We start from the raw sequence: 15254 nt of genomic DNA, 5'->3' as shown, positions 1-15254 counted from the left end.
GCAGTAGTTCCGGAAGTAGTGCCACCGGCAGTAGTTCCGGAAGTAGTGCCACCGGCAGTAGTTTGGCCTTTTGAAACATTTGGTTTAGCCATAATTATAAATCCTGCCAATATTATAATTAAATAAGTTTTATTTGTGCTATACTTCATAATAATAATATTTCGTTCGTAAATAATTGTTTTATATTTTATTTTTAATTTCATAAAAATTCTATTGTAGAACTAAGTTCATAAAAATCGATTATAGAATCTCTTTTTACCTGTAATTCCTGAAAGGCTACATTCCGGTGTGTTTCATCATCAGTTACATTTTACATATTGTGCCATTTAAGCAAAGTAGTTATAAAATTAACTTTATCTAGCTTAATATTTAGAGCTATTTTACCTGGATACTTTACCAAAAGATTTAAAGTTACTATTACCACTACAGCCTTTCCAAAACTAGGTTCAAATATTAATTCTACATCCCTATAGCCATAATTCCCTTTTGTTAGAATTCCAAAATTAGTGAAATAAAAGAAGGGATAATGAAGTATAAACTAATTGCATTCTGGAATGTTTGAAATTAAATGATGCAAATCGCAAACCATTGACATCATTTCATCATACCAGGACTGAGGAACAACATGCTCATAGTTTAAGGGGTTTTGCTTTTAATTTGATTAATTAGATTTATTCTTTCAGAATCTTTTAATTGAGCAAATTTCCCATCCTTATCCATTTTCAATTCATCTATTTGCCCTCCGCGTTCGGCAATTGCTTGTAAGTCTGCCAAAATCAAGAATACAGGATCCAAATTAGTAACTGAAAATATGTTTTGAATGGCTAAACTTCTGGTTAGAAGATCCACTCAGGCGTAAAGGTATATTGATGGCTTATCCCGTAGTTGTTTAGTATGCTTTATAGTTACATTAAAATTAAATGATTCAAATAGTTCTTCTTGGTTTTTCCCTGATAATACTAAATCATCATAATAATCTTTTGTAAATACTTTATACGTTTCCTTATCAAAATAAGCTTTACTTTTGCTATCTTTTAAATCTCATTTTGCCTTTCTAAAAATATTCGCAAGCTCATGGTTTGAACCATTAAATTAGTTGATGTATTATCCTACTTTCCATATTTAACATGCACCTGAGATTCACAAATGGAAACTTATAGTGCCTTCGGATTATAGACCATGTGATGCCTTCCTTTTAAGCTTTGGGTATCTAGCATTATACCAAATACCTACTTAGCTTTATGTGACTATTCTTTGAGCTACAATCTTCTGCTTATTACAAGCTTTCAAGAAGTTAGCTCAAAGTAGCATTTGACAATCAAGCAAAACTTTTAAATGCAATAATGATAATCATATTATTGGAATAGTGAACTTAACATTTCAATTCGGCGTGGATAGCCATTAAACTGAGACAGCGCAAAACTATCTGGCCCTCCATTTGTCCTATTTTGGAACATTCGCGTACATATTTCCGCATCTACCCAGAAAGAACCTGCTGGAATATCATATAGTCCCTTAGGTCCGGTGTGCACATCTCCCCAACTATTCATACAGAGCAAACCTGGCCGATGGTCATCTCGGGAACCTATAAATTTCATACAGTGATACCAGGTTCCGGAAGGTTGTGCAAATCCATCGTTATCGCGGGCCATTTCAAAACCTTGTGCACTACAAACAGCAATAGGATATCCATTGGCGATTGCGTCTCGAGCTTCTTCAAAAGTAAGTATGATTGCTGCGCTTCGAATTATATGCTCACGAGCTTCAGGTTCTAATTCATCTGGCAAACCTGAAGCACCCCATGCTTTGGCCCTTTTAGGATCGTAAGGACCTAATCGTTGCCTAGAAAGGGTGCCACCTTGCCGTACTGCTGCTGTAGCCCATGCTCCCCATGAGCCATCTGACATACGACCATCATAATCACCGTATTCTACCCGGCTGAGTGCATATATCGCTTCTGTGCAAGTGCGCAAATCCCATGAATGTAGTTCAGCTTCACCAGCTACAACTTCCAAACAAGCAATAATGTCAACGCAACCAGCGTATCCCCAACTTACACAATCGCCAATTTGCTGTGGCCCTAAATCGAGGTCTTTGCCCCAAACTTGACGCACAGCTTCATATAATAAAACGGTATTTCCTGAACCTGTTCCGGCAAGTCTCTTTCCTACTTGGTTGAACATTCTTAGTTCTCTACTCCTGATGTAAGCTTCAACTGAAGATTGCCTTGGAGTCCAACCAAAAAACCAAGCTTCCTCACCATCCGCCTGAATCAAGGGCACACCACCAACAGACCTATATATTTCATCTTTTTCCATTCTTTTTCTTTTATTTTATGAATGATCTTTTTATAAAAATTACTTATTCTAACTTAGTTGTATTTGCTAAATTTTTGCAATCAGTTTTCAACCTTATTTTATAATATTAATTACCTTTCTTTGGAAGTTCAGGAACTATAATTTCCACTAAGGTTGCAGGTGTTACTTTATTATTGATTTCAAAAAGCCTAAAACCATGTTCTGGCTTACCCGCATCTTTGTTTGGTGTACTTTGTGGCGGTTGGGTTTGAGCTGGCGTACTACTTGAAGCAGGTGTTCTAAGTACTGGAATCAATTCAGCTATTGAACTAATTGTTTCTGGAATTTTCGTATCTGTGGTTAACCCATAAGATGCTATTGAGCCATTCTCCAAGCCAAGTTTAAAATCATTAGCCCCTAAACCACGAATAATTTTAGCATAAGTGGGTTCTTTTAAATCAGGTAGATAGATTACAGTACTTTTTACTTTGTTATCACTTGCAACATCATATTCAACCAACAAATATGGTTTTGAATTATAAAATTTCAAACCTGTTGCTTTTGACATTTTAGGATCACTGTACAATTTTACTCCTGCGCATGAAATTATATTCTGTAAAATTATTACTACGAAAATTATAAAGTAATACTTTTTCAAGTTAAAATGTAGACAAGACATAATTCTTCAATTTTAGAAATTTTACAGCCAAATTGTATAAATTAATATTCTAATTAAGGGATATCAAATCGTACAATAATTTACTGTGAATTACATGAGTTTTCTAAATGAATATGCTTTTACTTCCTCCTTTTCTTTATTACCAGATTCCATTTCAGCCATTACTGGGTAAACTTTCTTCGCAAAATGCTTATCATTTTCTGAAAGCTTTGTATTCCAACCAACTTCATAATCTCCTATTGTTAGCTCATTTGGAACTGAATAATGCATTATTGATTTTTTGTCATAAGAACTCATGTTTAATTGATCTCTGTTATATTTTTTAAATATATTATTATCAACATCTTCTCTAGACCAACCATTAGTTCTTCTATAATAATCATACACTGCTTCCCGGTCCCATGGAATACCAGCATCTGGATGCATGTGCTCGTGTATGGCACCTAATGCATGACCAAATTCATGTAAAATCACTCTACTAAACTCTTCTTCACTTGTGGTCGGCCTTAACCAACCATAATTCATAGTAGGTCTATTAGCATCGATAGCTAGTGCATCGGTACCAACATATGACCAAGAACCACCAGGCGTAGTAGAGATTCTAATCTCACCTTCTGATCCAGCTACAAAGTCAAATTTCAAATTTATAAATTGCAACCATTGAGAAGCATATTCTACAATTTTCTGTCTTACAGTAGAATCAACGTTGCCCATAAAAGCTATCCTGAGAGTTCTTCCTGGCTTCCACAATCGACTTATTAAAAAGCCTATTTGTTCAGGCTTATCAGAGGGTATATCCCTCATAGGAACAATAGGTCGTATATTATTCGGATTTTCATTTAGTGCAATTTCCATAGATCTTACTGGATCTGGCCAATCCAACTCTGTGCAAAAATCTATACTAAATAAATCAGAATTTTTATTATTACCATTCCCGGCTTCTTGACTGTTTAATAATGTTTCCATAGGTGTTTTTCATTTGATTGTTTATTGATTATTTTTTCACTCTACTTTATATAAAATTTTTATTTTTACCTTCCAAATGAAGCAATTTAAATCTGAAAGAACCTAGGAATTAATCTTTAAACGAATAATTCAATCAGAACTTTCACAACGAAGCTATTTGAATTTATAAATCATCTTAATTATTATTATAAAAGCACTCTCTTTTTGAGCTTTTATACAATCAAAAGATAAGCATGTATTTTTTGATAACTTTTACTATCGGCTTAATATTTGTTTTAATGTAAATAACTATCAGTTTTTAAAGTCGCCCATTTAATTTAGCTACAAGTTCTTTATAAGAATGCACTTGTAATTTTTCAAAAATATGTTCTAAGTGCTTTCGTACAGTCCTATCAGCTACAAATAACTTTTCTGCAATTTGCTTTATAGCCATTCCTTGCATTAACAACTCTAAAATTTCCTGTTCACGTTTTGTTAAATTTTCTTCTCCTGGCAAAGGCGGTTTTGGGAAAGATCTAACTCCTTTTAAGTAATTTAGAACTTGACTTGCCAGACTAGGAGAAAGGGGTAAACCACCTTCTAAAACATTATCAATAGCATTGAGTAACTGGTGCGGTTTTGCATCTTTTAATAAATAACCCGAAGCCCCTGCCTGTAACGCTTCAAAAAGCTTTTGCTCATCGTCCATTACTGTTAATATTACAATCTTCAGATCCGGATATTGTTGTTTAGCTTTCCAAGTAGCTTTTATGCCATCCATCTCTGGCATTTGCACGTCCATTAGTATTACTTTTGGTATAGTACCTTCCATTAAAGTTTGTAATAAAAGGTTACCATTTCGTACCTCAAACAGCACTTCTAAGTCTTGGCTTAAGGCTAACTTATCCCGTATATCCTGGCCTAGTTGGGCATTGTCTTCTACAATTCCGACCGTTATTTTTTGCATTCAATGTATAAATTGAATTTACTTATAGATGAAAGGTACAATGTAAAAAGCAGCTTGTAAATACGGCAAATGACGTATTTTTAAGTTCTTATAGGAAGAACAACCTTGATGCAGGTACCTGAAGCATTAGAATTTAAACAGAAAGAGCCTTGTACTTCTTCGGCACGCTTCTGCATGTTTCTAAGCCCATAGCCGTTTGTATAAGAATCAATATGCAAGCCTTGACCATTATCTATTATGGTCAGTAATGCATTCATTTGGGTGATTTCTAACGTCACACTTACCTGCGACGCACCTGAATATTTTAATGCATTATTAGTACCTTCTTGAACAATTCGTAATAAATGCAACGCAACTAAGGGTTGCATCAATAATCTAACTTTTGAATTAAGAAATTGCCATTCTAAATTTGGTAATTCACGATCTTCCCAAACTTTTAATAGAAGCCCATGCATTCGGCCTGCTAATGCTTCTCCGGTAAGTTGTTCCTGGTCAAGTAGCCAGATAGTCTCACGAAGGGTGTGATTCATTTCACGGGTGAACTCACTTAAACGTAGAAGTTGACTTGAATCAGGCAATTTGTGGTAGGCAAGTAATTCCAGCCGGGAGATAAGGTGAGTGAGTTGAGATCCAAAACCATCATGAAGGTCACGCCCTAACTTCTCGCGTTGCATCTGCAATTCTTTCTCCAGCTGCACTGCTTTCAGTTCAGCGGTACAGCGTTTTTGTTCGGCCTCAACAAGTGATTGCAACAATACATTATAGGAACTCAGTATTTCTACCTTTCTTGTTAAGTGTTGGATGTGATGATTGGTCCAACTGAGTATATTGCTCAGCATATTAGCTACAATCATAAATATTAATCAAAAAATTTTCTATTGATATTTCAAGTATATAAGCAAGGAGCATGCAGAGCTTCTTAGAGTCAGCTTCTGAAACGGGAAGAAGAAAAACTTAGGAAAGATTAATAGCCATTTATGATTGTAAAAGAGCCGGGCTTTTACCCTTGATGATTACTAAAGTGATACTATTTTATATCTAATCTTACTGTTTAGAATAAATAGATTTGAATAGTTTTTATATTTTATTCGTCACGAAACTAAAAGAACAATACTTCACCTTCAATACTTACTATTAAGTATTTATACACAAGTATAATCTTAAAGCTAAAAAGGCCTTCGTAGAAATACTACGATGGCCTTTTTAGATAAGAAGAAATCAAAAGTAATTAATGGCGAGTTTAGAAGCTTACTATTAAATCCTCTAATAAAGGATCTACAATCTTGTTAGCTACAAACTTCTTATTCATCAACGATTATCATTAAGCACTAAGCCGCCAACCGCTGCAGAATCACTTTACAAGGCTCTTTTGAAGTCACCTTCACCATATGGTTCTTATGCAACGGAATGGCAAAGAAATCTCCTGGCTTCAATGAATTCACCTCCCCATCAACGGTTATGTCACAGCTGCCTTCCAAAATTAGGAAGCGCTCGTGTTCATCATGGTGGATTTCCTCCTCGGCTATGCCTTTGAGCCAAACAATAGCGGTGGTGACACTAGGCGTATAGCCGATAATCTTCACGTAAATATCCTCGGCATTTGGGGTTAGTTGAAGATCTTCACGGGTATACCAGGGAGCAAAGTCTTCCAAACGCGTTTCAGGGGTAAGTTCTGGGGGAGAAGAAACGGGCTCTCCGTTTTTCATCCGCTCCATGTAGTCTATGGTCGCCAGTACAAGTGGTTTGAGCGTGCTAGGCGGTTCCACCGCATGCGCCAAAGCATACGCTTCTATGGCCTGGCGGATGGTTTCTATCTCTTTGCGAATCTCTGGGTGAGCAGAAGCCATTTGTTCTACCTCCTGCGTTTCTTCAGGGGTGGTAACGTCCATAACGTACAGCTCTAAAATCCCGGATTCTATGTAGTCTGTGATGGGGTTCATGCTGTTCTTTCCGCTCCTATATGTTTGAAGGCCAGCTTCAAGTGGTTCTTTATTTGTTGTTCGGATACTCCGAAGGCTTCAGCAGCCTCTGCGCAGGTATATCCTTTTAGGTAGATGAGGTCAATGATGGCCTTTTCCCGAGGTTCCAGTTGGCAAAAGGCTTCTTTTACCTGGGCCTCTTCTAACTGTTTGGCCTTCTCCTCTTCCTGCCGGGCAGCAGCATCCTTTTCAGTAGTATGAAGGAGGTTGCCGTACATTCCGGTTTTCTTCGCCTCCAGGGCAATGCCTCGGGCCATGGCTAATCCCCAGGATAAGAACCCAGATTTAGAAGGGTCATAGATATGAATGCGGGACCAGATGGCTAGGAATGTTTCCTTTAGCACTTCTTCGGCTATCTCTGTATGTTGCACGATCCGGGAGATCATGCCCATCAACACAGGAGCATAGGCATCATATAAAAGACCGAATGCTTCTTGCTTTCCCTCCCTGATGGCCTCTATGAGGCGCTTTTCGTTTTCTCCCCCTATCCTACTTTCAACCATAAGAATTGATTAACATAGACCTGCCCTTCGAGAATTTTCCTCCGGAGACTTGCCTCTAAGATACAGGACGGTCTCAACTTACGCAAGTCGGAGAGCAGGGACGTACCCCATAACTCTTCCCTACTTATTCAGTAAGGAAATCTCTACAAAAAGATGAAAGACTATTTCTGCCCCGTTTTGAGAAAAGCCCGGCTAAACTACTTTGGTAATTGCAGCACGTACTCTTTCCCCGGGGCCACGGTTAACTTGAAGCTCTTAATCCAGGGGTTATACAGGCGCAGGGTCTTGTAGTTGGTGCCCTGCTCTTTGGCGTACTGGGCCAGGTCTGGAATGGAGGAAGTGACCGTCAGTGAACGGGTGGGCAGCGGGTCATACCCTTGTTCTTTGGGCACATCAAAGCCATATTTTGCAGGGTTTCCCAACACTTCTTTCAATGCTAGAATGCGGAACATGTACCGGGAGGTTTCGTCGTTCAGGTACAGGTCATAGTAAGAATTCACCTTCTGTTGTTCCAGGGCACGGTCAATACCTCCTACTCCGCGGTTATAGGCGGCAGCGGCATTGGTCCAGGTGCCAAACTTCCGCTTCGCGGATTTAAGGTACTTACAGGCAGCTAACGTAGACTTCTCAATATGGAATCGCTCATCTACCTCTGCGTTGACCTGCAAGCCATAGCCACGGGCCGTATCGGGCATGAGCTGCCAGAAACCCGAGGCTCCGGCCGGAGAAGTGACCTGGCTGAACAAACTTTCCGCCAGGGAGAGATACACAAAATCAGCGGGAATGTCATTTTCCTTGAGCAGCCGCTCAATCTCGGGCTGGTACCGTTGCATCCGTTTGAGGCCAATCAAGGTGGTTGCTTGCAAGTAGGAGTTAACCAGCAATTCCCGGTCTAAGCGCTCCGCCACATCAGGAACATCCAGGGGTACGGGTTCTCCGGCGAAAGATAGGGTCGTGGGCAAGGCAGGTGATTTGATCACCCGCCCGTTGGTAAAGCTGGCTCCGGTGTCTCCTTCAGCCGTCCCTCCCCCAGCAGGGGTGGACTGTTGGCTGCACAAGTTCAGCGTAAGGGCAATAAAGCCTAGTCCGCCAAGGTATTTCCAAATATTATCTGTCATAATCTTCTCCTTTCTGGCTGATTCCGGTAAAAGAATAACCCTTCTGAGCACACTTTTAGTCTATCCCAAAAATCAGACAGCTCTTGTTTACGTGCTTTCTCCCCTGTAGAGTACAAGATACGTTCCAAAAAAATCAGAAGCCACAAGATGGAAGAAGAGTTTTAGTCCCTTCCTGATTTAGGGTATATTTTCAGAAAAGGAGGTTAAAACGCATTCGGGACTCAGGTAAAAACCAAACGTCTGCTTCTCTCTAAATCTAAAAGCCTGTAGCCAGTTTCTTCACAGAACAACTAAAATAGTAGCAGTCCTAATCATCAGGCGCTTACGGTAAGGTTGTTTGCCGACGTATTAAAAACATGCGATTTCATCAGGTTTTTGCCCTTCGTTACTTAACCCTTCGCCTACCCCAGCGTATAGTTGTTGTAATTACTAACCAACAGAATAAATAACACTATGGCTAAGTTAAAAACATTAGAAGACCTGTTTGAGCACCAACTCAAGGACCTATATAGCGCTGAAAAACAAGGAATTGCGGCGCTTACCAAAATGATCAAAGCTACCGAAGACGAAAAACTGAAGCAGGCTTTGGAAACGCACCTGGAAGAAACCAGAGCGCAGAAAGACCGCCTGGAACAAGTGTGTGAACTGGTAGGCACCAGCCCGGGACGCATGAAGTGCAAAGCCATGGAAGGCCTGGTAGAGGAAGGCGAAGAAACCATTGAAGAAGATGCTACCCCAGAGGTAAAAGATGCCGGCCTGATTGCTTCTGTGCAGCGCATGGAGCACTATGAAATTGCCGGTTACGGTACAGCCGCTCACTTCGCGGAGCGTTTAGGCCACGCCGAAGCCGCGAAACTTCTAAGACAAACCCTGGAAGAAGAGCAAAAAACCGACACCCTGTTGAACGACTTAGCGAAAAGCTACATCAACGAGAAAGCCGAATAGCTTTTGGCAAAACGCTAAACAGGAAAGCCTGCTCCACGGAGCAGGCTTTCCTGTTTTTAGGCCAAATCTGTAAAATCAAGCCAAAAATAACTACCCGGCACAAGTGAGTTTAAAGGATGATTCCCGAAATTTGTCTTGCATGTCACGTACTACCATCCTTTCTACTTTACCTGAGTTACCCGTCAAAGAGGCCCTGCCCCGCCTGGTAGCAGCTTTAGAAACTAATGCGCGGGCGGTGTTGGAAGCTCCGCCGGGAGCCGGAAAGACCACGCTGGTTCCGCTGGCTTTATTGGAGGCGAATTGGCGAAACGAGGGCAAAATCATCATGCTGGAACCTCGGCGTTTGGCCGCCCGGGCTGCCGCGCAACGCATGTCAGATCTGCTGGGCGAAGAAGTGGGCCAGACGGTGGGCTACTGGGTTCGCATGGAGCACATTGTCTCAGACAAAACCAGAATAGAGGTAGTTACCGAAGGCATTCTCACGCGCCTGCTCCAGAGCGACCCGGCCCTGGAAGGGATAGCGGCCATTATCTTTGACGAATTCCATGAGCGGAGCCTCCAGGCCGATGTGGGGTTAGCCCTGGCCTTAGATGCGCAAGCCGTGCTTCGGCCCGATTTGCGCTTATTGGTCATGAGTGCCACGCTGGATGCTGCCTCGGTGGCTACTTGGCTGGAAGCACCGGTGGTGAAAAGCGAAGGCCGGCAGTTTCCCGTGGAGACACACTACCTCTCCCCTACCGAAATGGCTTTAGCGGGCCAGAGGCCCACCGAACGCTTGACCGGGTTGGTTCCGAAAGCCATCAGGAAAGCGCTGGAGGATGAACCGGAAGGAGACATTTTGGTTTTCCTGCCCGGTATGGGCGAAATGCGGCGCGTGGCCCAGGCATTGGAGGGAAAACTGGCTCATGGCATTGACCTCCACCTGCTGCACGGCGACCTGAACTTGACTCAACAATTAGCGGCCATCCGGCCGGCATCGGCTGGCCGCAGAAAAATTGTGCTAGCCACTAGTATTGCCGAAACCAGTTTGACCATTGAAGGCGTGAAGGTGGTGATTGACGGTGGTTTTGCGCGCGTCCCTAAGTTCGTGCCCCGCATCGGGCTTACTACGTTGGCCACCATTCCGGTTTCCCGCGCCGCCGCCGATCAGCGCCGGGGCCGGGCCGGGCGGTTAGGTCCCGGTGTCTGTTACCGCATGTGGTCCTCTGCCGACCAACTGCAACTGGCCGACCGGCAAACGCCTGAGATCTGCGAAGCCGATTTAACCGGATTGGCGCTGGAGTTAGCCATCTGGGGCACCCAAGAAGCCACGGACCTAAAGTGGTTAGATACACCGCCTGCCGCCGCGCTGGCCCTGGCGCGTGATCTCTTAATCAGGTTAGAAGCCCTTGATAAAACCGGCAAGGCGACCGCCCACGGGAAAGCTCTGGCGGCGCTGGGCCTTTCTCCCCGGCTAGGTCATTTGGTGGTTCGCGGCCATGCGCTGGGTTTCGGGACCACGGCCTGTGATCTCGCGGCCTTGCTTTCTGACCGTGATATTTTAAAGCCCTTGCAAATTTCCTGGGCCGATCCGCTCCCGGACTTGACCCTGCGTCTGGAGCTTTTGGATGGTCAGTCGCCACCCACGCCCGGCTATACGGTAGATGCCAATACTGTCCGGAAAATAAGGGAACAAGCCCAGAATTTGCGCCAGCGCATCAGGGAAAAAAGAAATCCTATCAACTTTGGTGCAATCGGACTATTAACCGCGCTGGCGTATCCAGACCGGCTGGCCCAACGGGAAACCTCCGGCCGCATCCGGCTTATCTCGTGGCAGCGCGCCTCTCTGCAAACGGAGTTATTCGGCGAAGCCGAGTTTTACGCCATTGCGCACATGGAATTGGGCACCAAACCCCGGGTTTTATCGGTGGCCCCGGTAAGCAAAGAAGAACTGCTCACCCATTTCTCCAGCCAACTAGAACGGGTTGAGGAAGTACGGTGGGACTCCACCACCGAGAAAGTCGTGGCCCGGCAGATCACCCGGATGGGCGCTTTAACCTTAGAAGAAAAAGCAATCAGCGCTCCTAATCCGGAGTTGGTCGCCCAGGCCTTGTTGCAAGCTTTGCAGGAAAAAGGAATGGAACGGTTGCCGTGGTCAGACGAAGCCCAGAAAACCCGTAAACGGCTGGTGTTTCTGCACGCGCTTTTCCCGGCGCAATGGCCCGATGTCTCTGACGCTTGCTTAGAAGCTACGCTGGAAGACTGGCTTTTGCCGCATCTGGTAGGTTTAAGAACCCTGGAACAGGTAAGCAAACTGGATTTCAAAGAGATTTTGCTAGCCGATCTTTCCTGGGAACAGCGGCAGGAAATGGATAGATTGGCTCCCTCGCACCTGGAAGTTCCCAGCGGCTCCCGCATTGGCATAGATTACTCAGATGTAGCCTCGCCCGTATTAGCGGTCCGGCTGCAGGAAGTTTTCGGATTGTTAGATACCCCCAGAGTGGGTGGTGGAAAAGTGCCGGTACTCATGCACCTGCTGTCTCCCGCCTCGCGCCCCGTCCAGGTAACCCGTGACCTGAGAAGTTTCTGGAGCACCGGGTATTTTGATGTTCGCAAAGACCTGAGAGGCCGCTACCCCAAACACCACTGGCCCGATGATCCGCTTTCGGCACCGCCTACCAGAGGAACTAAGAAAAGGCCTCAGCCTTAATAGGGGTTTGGACTCAAGCATGCGTATGACGTTACAGGGTAACGTTGCTACTGAATACCCGAATGTAGCCTCGTTACCCTGCAACGAGGTACTTTTGCTGAGGGAAATGGGGCTAATTCATCCGTGCCGTTGTTGGTGTTAACATCAACAACCCTTTTACCGCCTCTTTTCGCAAAACAGCCCTCAAACTGAACTGAATAGAAGTTGTTGGTGATAATACCAACAATGGCGGAATACATAAACAACCTGTTTCAAGCACGTTTTACATAAAACAGGCCTAAAACAAGAAAGGGAAAGCAATTGCTTTCCCTTTCTTGTTTTAAAGAAACGCTGAACTATTTTCCAGCGTTTCTAACTTGAGCATTAGCGCCTTCCGGACGCTCAGCACCATCTTTTTCGCCGTCAGAGCCTTTTACTTTTACCAGTTTGTTGTAAAGTCCTAACAACAGGAAAGGAGCTGGCCACTGGCCAACGAACAATGCTTCGTCATCTTTCTTCATGACTTTGAGGGTAGCCGAAACCGCCATTGATCCAAGGGCAGCCCATAAGAAAAGATCTGAAGGCAACTTGGCAGTATACTCTTCAATAGACCGAGCTACTGGGCCTTCTTTATGGTCTGGGTTATAGTTATCCGCGGCGTCTTTTATGCTTGATACATCCATAGTATTATTTGGTTATAATAGGTGGTACATGGGTATCAAAACGTAGGAAACATTTTTAGGGTTTTCTAAAATAGAGAAGAAGTGCAAGGAAAGCCATCAAAACCAGGGAATTGCCTACTCTTGGTTTACCTGGCATTTTCCTGAAAGGGACTTAAAAAGCGTTATGAAGGATGAACTACACCCACCTCAGGAAAAATCCAGCGATAGCTGCGCTGCCTTTTTTGCGGGCTTCGGCTCTTTTACAAGGGCAGGAATTGCATTGGCAACCAAGTTCAAGGCAACGGGCGTACCGCCGATGTGGTACACGGGTGTTTCTTCATATCTGGACGCCACCACTACCTGAGTTCCGGCCGAATGGGTGGTGAACAGTTCTTTTACCAGTTGGGGGCAGTTGTTCTCTTTGGAAAGGTGGCCCAGCAGCACGTGGCTCATATACGCGGGTTTGTAGCCCGTAAACAGATTTAGGGCTTGCCGGTTGGAAAGGTGCCCATGGTTGCCCCTGATCCTGACTTTCAGATGATAAGGATAATGGCCTTTGTCTAGCAGGTCATCATCATAGTTGGTTTCCAGAAAAGCGGCGTGACACTGCTGAAAGTACTGGATCACGTGCTGGCACGGAGTACCAATGTCGGTGAATACGCCCACATGGATACCCTCGCAAGAGACAATGAAACTGTGTGGGTCGGCGGCATCGTGCAGTTTGGGGAAACCCAGGACCGAGAGACGTCCAATCTGTACCGGCTCAAACGCCTGAAAATAATTTACCAACTGTGGGTCTAGCCCAAACCGAAGGTTCTGCCGGGTGGCAGGTGTGATATAAACGGGCAACCGGTATTTCTTGGCTAAAACCGACAGGCCTTTGATGTGGTCTGAATGTTCATGGGAAATGAAGATGGCTTTCACTTTCTCCATTGCCAGCCCCAGACGTTTCATGCGGTACTCAGTTTCCCTACACGAAATACCTAGATCTACCAACACTGCCTCCTGCTCATTCCCCACGTAATAGCAGTTGCCGTTACTCCCCGATGCCAACGATGTTATGCTCAAACCCATATCGGCACAAAATTAACCTAAGTTTCCCTGAATCTCGCTGCTTCCCTGGAGCGCGTCAGGACTTTATTTTGTGTTTAGTATTCCTATGTCATAAGAAGAACTTGAGTGGCAAACGGCAGAAGCGTTTAGTTACAGACTTTCTAGTTCGCCCACAATGTCCTTTCAGGATGACAAAGAAGGAGGTTTGAATCCTTTACTTAACATAAATTATAAACCAAAGACACAATTACTTCTCTTGTTTTACGGCTGGATACAGAAAAGTAGCTTAAAAGCTACATAACTTGGGAAGACCGGCGGGTAAGTAAGATGGGGTCCAGAACGATGTGTTCGGGTGTAGTGCCGTAATAATCCTTGTTGGCGATCAGCTTTAAGAACAGGCGGGCGGTCTCCTCTCCCATCTTGATAGTTTGCTGGTCTACGGTAGACAAGGAAGGCGTCACAAATTCGCCGAAGGCTTCATTGGCGAAACCTACCACGCCCATCTGCTCGGGTACTTTTATGCCTTTTTCCAACAGCAACTGTAACGCACCCATGGCGGTGTAATCTTCCGCCGCGAAGATGGCGTCAAGGGGCATTTGCTGTGCTAAGAGCTGCTGCAAAGAATTCTTCCCGAACTCCAGGGATAACTTTCCTTTCAAGACCATTTTATCGTTCAGCTCCAGCCCGTACTTTAGCAAAGCATCTTGGAAACCCCGGAAACGTTCCTTGAAGATGGTCAGGTTTTGGTCTGACGTTAAGTGGGCAATGTGTTTGTACCCTTGCCGAATCAGGTGTTCAGTAGCGTCAAACCCGGCTTGGTAGTCATTGATGGTGACAGAAGGTACCGGCAGGTTCTGGATGGCCCGGTCAAAGAACAACAAGGGAACCTGGCGCTTGCAGATCTGTTCGTAGAACTCCACTCCCTTTTCTTCACTGGAAACCGACGAGATGATGCCGTCTACCCTTGACTGCAAGAACGTTTCTATTCCCTTTTGCTCCTGCGTCAGCGATTCTCCGGTTTGGTACAAAAGCATGCTGTATCCGTTCTCGGTCATGACCCGCTCAATGCCATGCACCACCGAACTGAAGAAACTGGTATCCAGACTAGGCACAATGATCCCGATGACGTTGGTACGCCCGGAACGCAACGACGAAGCCAGTTTGTTTTGCTGGTAGTTGAGGCGCTTGGCGGTTTCCAGCACGGCGGCTTTGGTGGTCGCGCTAATGGCCGGGTGGTCATTCAAAGCCCGGGCCACGGTAGAGAACGTGACATCCAGTTCCCGGGCAATATCATGTATGGTGGTTTTCTTTTGTTTTTCTGCCATGCGAGGACGTAGGTGCTACCTGCTCCTTTTTATAAGTTCTTAAAGTTATTTAGAATACTTTGTTTTTTCAGCACCTTGTCAGACAAAGCACTGCAAACCAGAAAGGTAAAAAG

Annotated in this window: 15 protein-coding genes; 2 read left to right on the top strand and 13 right to left on the bottom strand. The window is 44.2% G+C overall.

The window, feature by feature from the left end; genetic code table 11:
* The 10 genes from ACY0JR_RS11245 to ACY0JR_RS11200 form a co-directional block, all read right to left on the bottom strand.
* The coding region (locus ACY0JR_RS11245; RefSeq protein ID WP_462634185.1) for a hypothetical protein at nt 1-203 on the bottom strand (203 nt) is incomplete at its 3' end.
* A 433-nt stretch (nt 204-636) separates the two neighbouring features.
* Nucleotides 637-849, bottom strand: a complete 213-nt coding sequence (locus ACY0JR_RS11240; RefSeq protein WP_462634184.1) for a hypothetical protein — start codon at nt 847-849, stop codon at nt 637-639.
* 506 nt (nt 850-1355) lie between these two features.
* Complete coding sequence (locus ACY0JR_RS11235) at nt 1356-2318, bottom strand: hypothetical protein (protein ID WP_462634183.1); 963 nt, start codon at nt 2316-2318, stop codon at nt 1356-1358.
* Nucleotides 2319-2424: 106 nt separating this feature from the next.
* Nucleotides 2425-2955, bottom strand: a complete 531-nt coding sequence (locus ACY0JR_RS11230; RefSeq protein ID WP_462634182.1) for a hypothetical protein — start codon at nt 2953-2955, stop codon at nt 2425-2427.
* A 111-nt stretch (nt 2956-3066) separates the two neighbouring features.
* Entirely contained in the window at nt 3067-3942 is an 876-nt protein-coding gene (locus ACY0JR_RS11225; protein ID WP_462634181.1) for a M12 family metallopeptidase, read from the bottom strand.
* Between the two features lie 298 nt (nt 3943-4240).
* Entirely contained in the window at nt 4241-4888 is a 648-nt protein-coding gene (locus ACY0JR_RS11220) for a response regulator (protein ID WP_462634180.1), read from the bottom strand.
* A gap of 80 nt (nt 4889-4968) precedes the next feature.
* Nucleotides 4969-5742: a sensor histidine kinase gene (locus ACY0JR_RS11215; RefSeq protein WP_462634179.1), complete on the bottom strand. Its 774-nt coding sequence runs from the start codon at nt 5740-5742 to the stop codon at nt 4969-4971.
* Between the two features lie 474 nt (nt 5743-6216).
* A complete protein-coding gene (locus ACY0JR_RS11210) occupies nt 6217-6828 on the bottom strand; it encodes a cupin domain-containing protein (RefSeq protein ID WP_462634178.1) in 612 nt (203 codons plus the stop codon).
* Nucleotides 6825-7370 (bottom strand): RNA polymerase sigma factor, encoded by a 546-nt coding sequence (locus tag ACY0JR_RS11205; protein WP_462634177.1) that lies wholly within the window; start codon nt 7368-7370, stop codon nt 6825-6827. The genes ACY0JR_RS11210 and ACY0JR_RS11205 overlap by 4 nt, the downstream gene beginning before the upstream one ends.
* A 197-nt stretch (nt 7371-7567) precedes the next feature.
* Nucleotides 7568-8488, bottom strand: a complete 921-nt coding sequence (locus ACY0JR_RS11200; RefSeq protein WP_462634176.1) for a lytic transglycosylase domain-containing protein — start codon at nt 8486-8488, stop codon at nt 7568-7570.
* 453 nt (nt 8489-8941) lie between these two features.
* Between ACY0JR_RS11200 and ACY0JR_RS11195 the strand changes: the two genes are divergently transcribed.
* Nucleotides 8942-9433, top strand: coding sequence for a YciE/YciF ferroxidase family protein (locus ACY0JR_RS11195; RefSeq protein WP_462634175.1), 492 nt, complete (start codon nt 8942-8944; stop codon nt 9431-9433).
* A gap of 139 nt (nt 9434-9572) precedes the next feature.
* The gene (hrpB, locus tag ACY0JR_RS11190) at nt 9573-12122 is read left to right on the top strand and encodes an ATP-dependent helicase HrpB (RefSeq protein WP_462634174.1); all 2550 of its coding nucleotides are present in this window, start codon (nt 9573-9575) and stop codon (nt 12120-12122) included.
* Nucleotides 12123-12457: 335 nt separating this feature from the next.
* Here hrpB and ACY0JR_RS11185 read toward each other — a convergent pair whose 3' ends face one another.
* The 3 genes from ACY0JR_RS11185 to ACY0JR_RS11175 form a co-directional block, all read right to left on the bottom strand.
* The gene (locus ACY0JR_RS11185; protein ID WP_462634173.1) at nt 12458-12784 is read right to left on the bottom strand and encodes a hypothetical protein; all 327 of its coding nucleotides are present in this window, start codon (nt 12782-12784) and stop codon (nt 12458-12460) included.
* Nucleotides 12785-12970: 186 nt separating this feature from the next.
* A complete protein-coding gene (locus tag ACY0JR_RS11180) occupies nt 12971-13837 on the bottom strand; it encodes an MBL fold metallo-hydrolase (protein ID WP_462634172.1) in 867 nt (288 codons plus the stop codon).
* 272 nt (nt 13838-14109) lie between these two features.
* Nucleotides 14110-15141 carry a LacI family DNA-binding transcriptional regulator gene (locus ACY0JR_RS11175; protein WP_462634171.1) on the bottom strand — a complete coding sequence of 344 codons (1032 nt, stop codon included), beginning with the start codon at nt 15139-15141 and terminating at the stop codon, nt 14110-14112.
* Nucleotides 15142-15254 lie beyond the last annotated feature (113 nt).

This window comes from Rufibacter sp. JT3400010, assembly GCF_054956755.1.
This window is presented reverse-complemented; position numbering and strand designations above follow the sequence as displayed.

Bases quoted from the DNA above. Each gene is read 5' to 3' on its own strand.
- hrpB (WP_462634174.1), top strand. From the start codon at position 9,573: ATGTCACGTACTACCATCCTTTCTACTTTACCTGAGTTACCCGTCAAA.
- ACY0JR_RS11185 (WP_462634173.1), bottom strand. From the start codon at position 12,784: ATGGATGTATCAAGCATAAAAGACGCCGCGGATAACTATAACCCAGAC.
- ACY0JR_RS11220 (WP_462634180.1), bottom strand. From the start codon at position 4,888: ATGCAAAAAATAACGGTCGGAATTGTAGAAGACAATGCCCAACTAGGC.
- ACY0JR_RS11180 (WP_462634172.1), bottom strand. From the start codon at position 13,837: ATGGGTTTGAGCATAACATCGTTGGCATCGGGGAGTAACGGCAACTGC.
- ACY0JR_RS11175 (WP_462634171.1), bottom strand. From the start codon at position 15,141: ATGGCAGAAAAACAAAAGAAAACCACCATACATGATATTGCCCGGGAA.
- ACY0JR_RS11215 (WP_462634179.1), bottom strand. From the start codon at position 5,742: ATGATTGTAGCTAATATGCTGAGCAATATACTCAGTTGGACCAATCAT.
- ACY0JR_RS11210 (WP_462634178.1), bottom strand. From the start codon at position 6,828: ATGAACCCCATCACAGACTACATAGAATCCGGGATTTTAGAGCTGTAC.
- ACY0JR_RS11195 (WP_462634175.1), top strand. From the start codon at position 8,942: ATGGCTAAGTTAAAAACATTAGAAGACCTGTTTGAGCACCAACTCAAG.
- ACY0JR_RS11200 (WP_462634176.1), bottom strand. From the start codon at position 8,488: ATGACAGATAATATTTGGAAATACCTTGGCGGACTAGGCTTTATTGCC.
- ACY0JR_RS11205 (WP_462634177.1), bottom strand. From the start codon at position 7,370: ATGGTTGAAAGTAGGATAGGGGGAGAAAACGAAAAGCGCCTCATAGAG.
- ACY0JR_RS11235 (WP_462634183.1), bottom strand. From the start codon at position 2,318: ATGGAAAAAGATGAAATATATAGGTCTGTTGGTGGTGTGCCCTTGATT.
- ACY0JR_RS11225 (WP_462634181.1), bottom strand. From the start codon at position 3,942: ATGGAAACATTATTAAACAGTCAAGAAGCCGGGAATGGTAATAATAAA.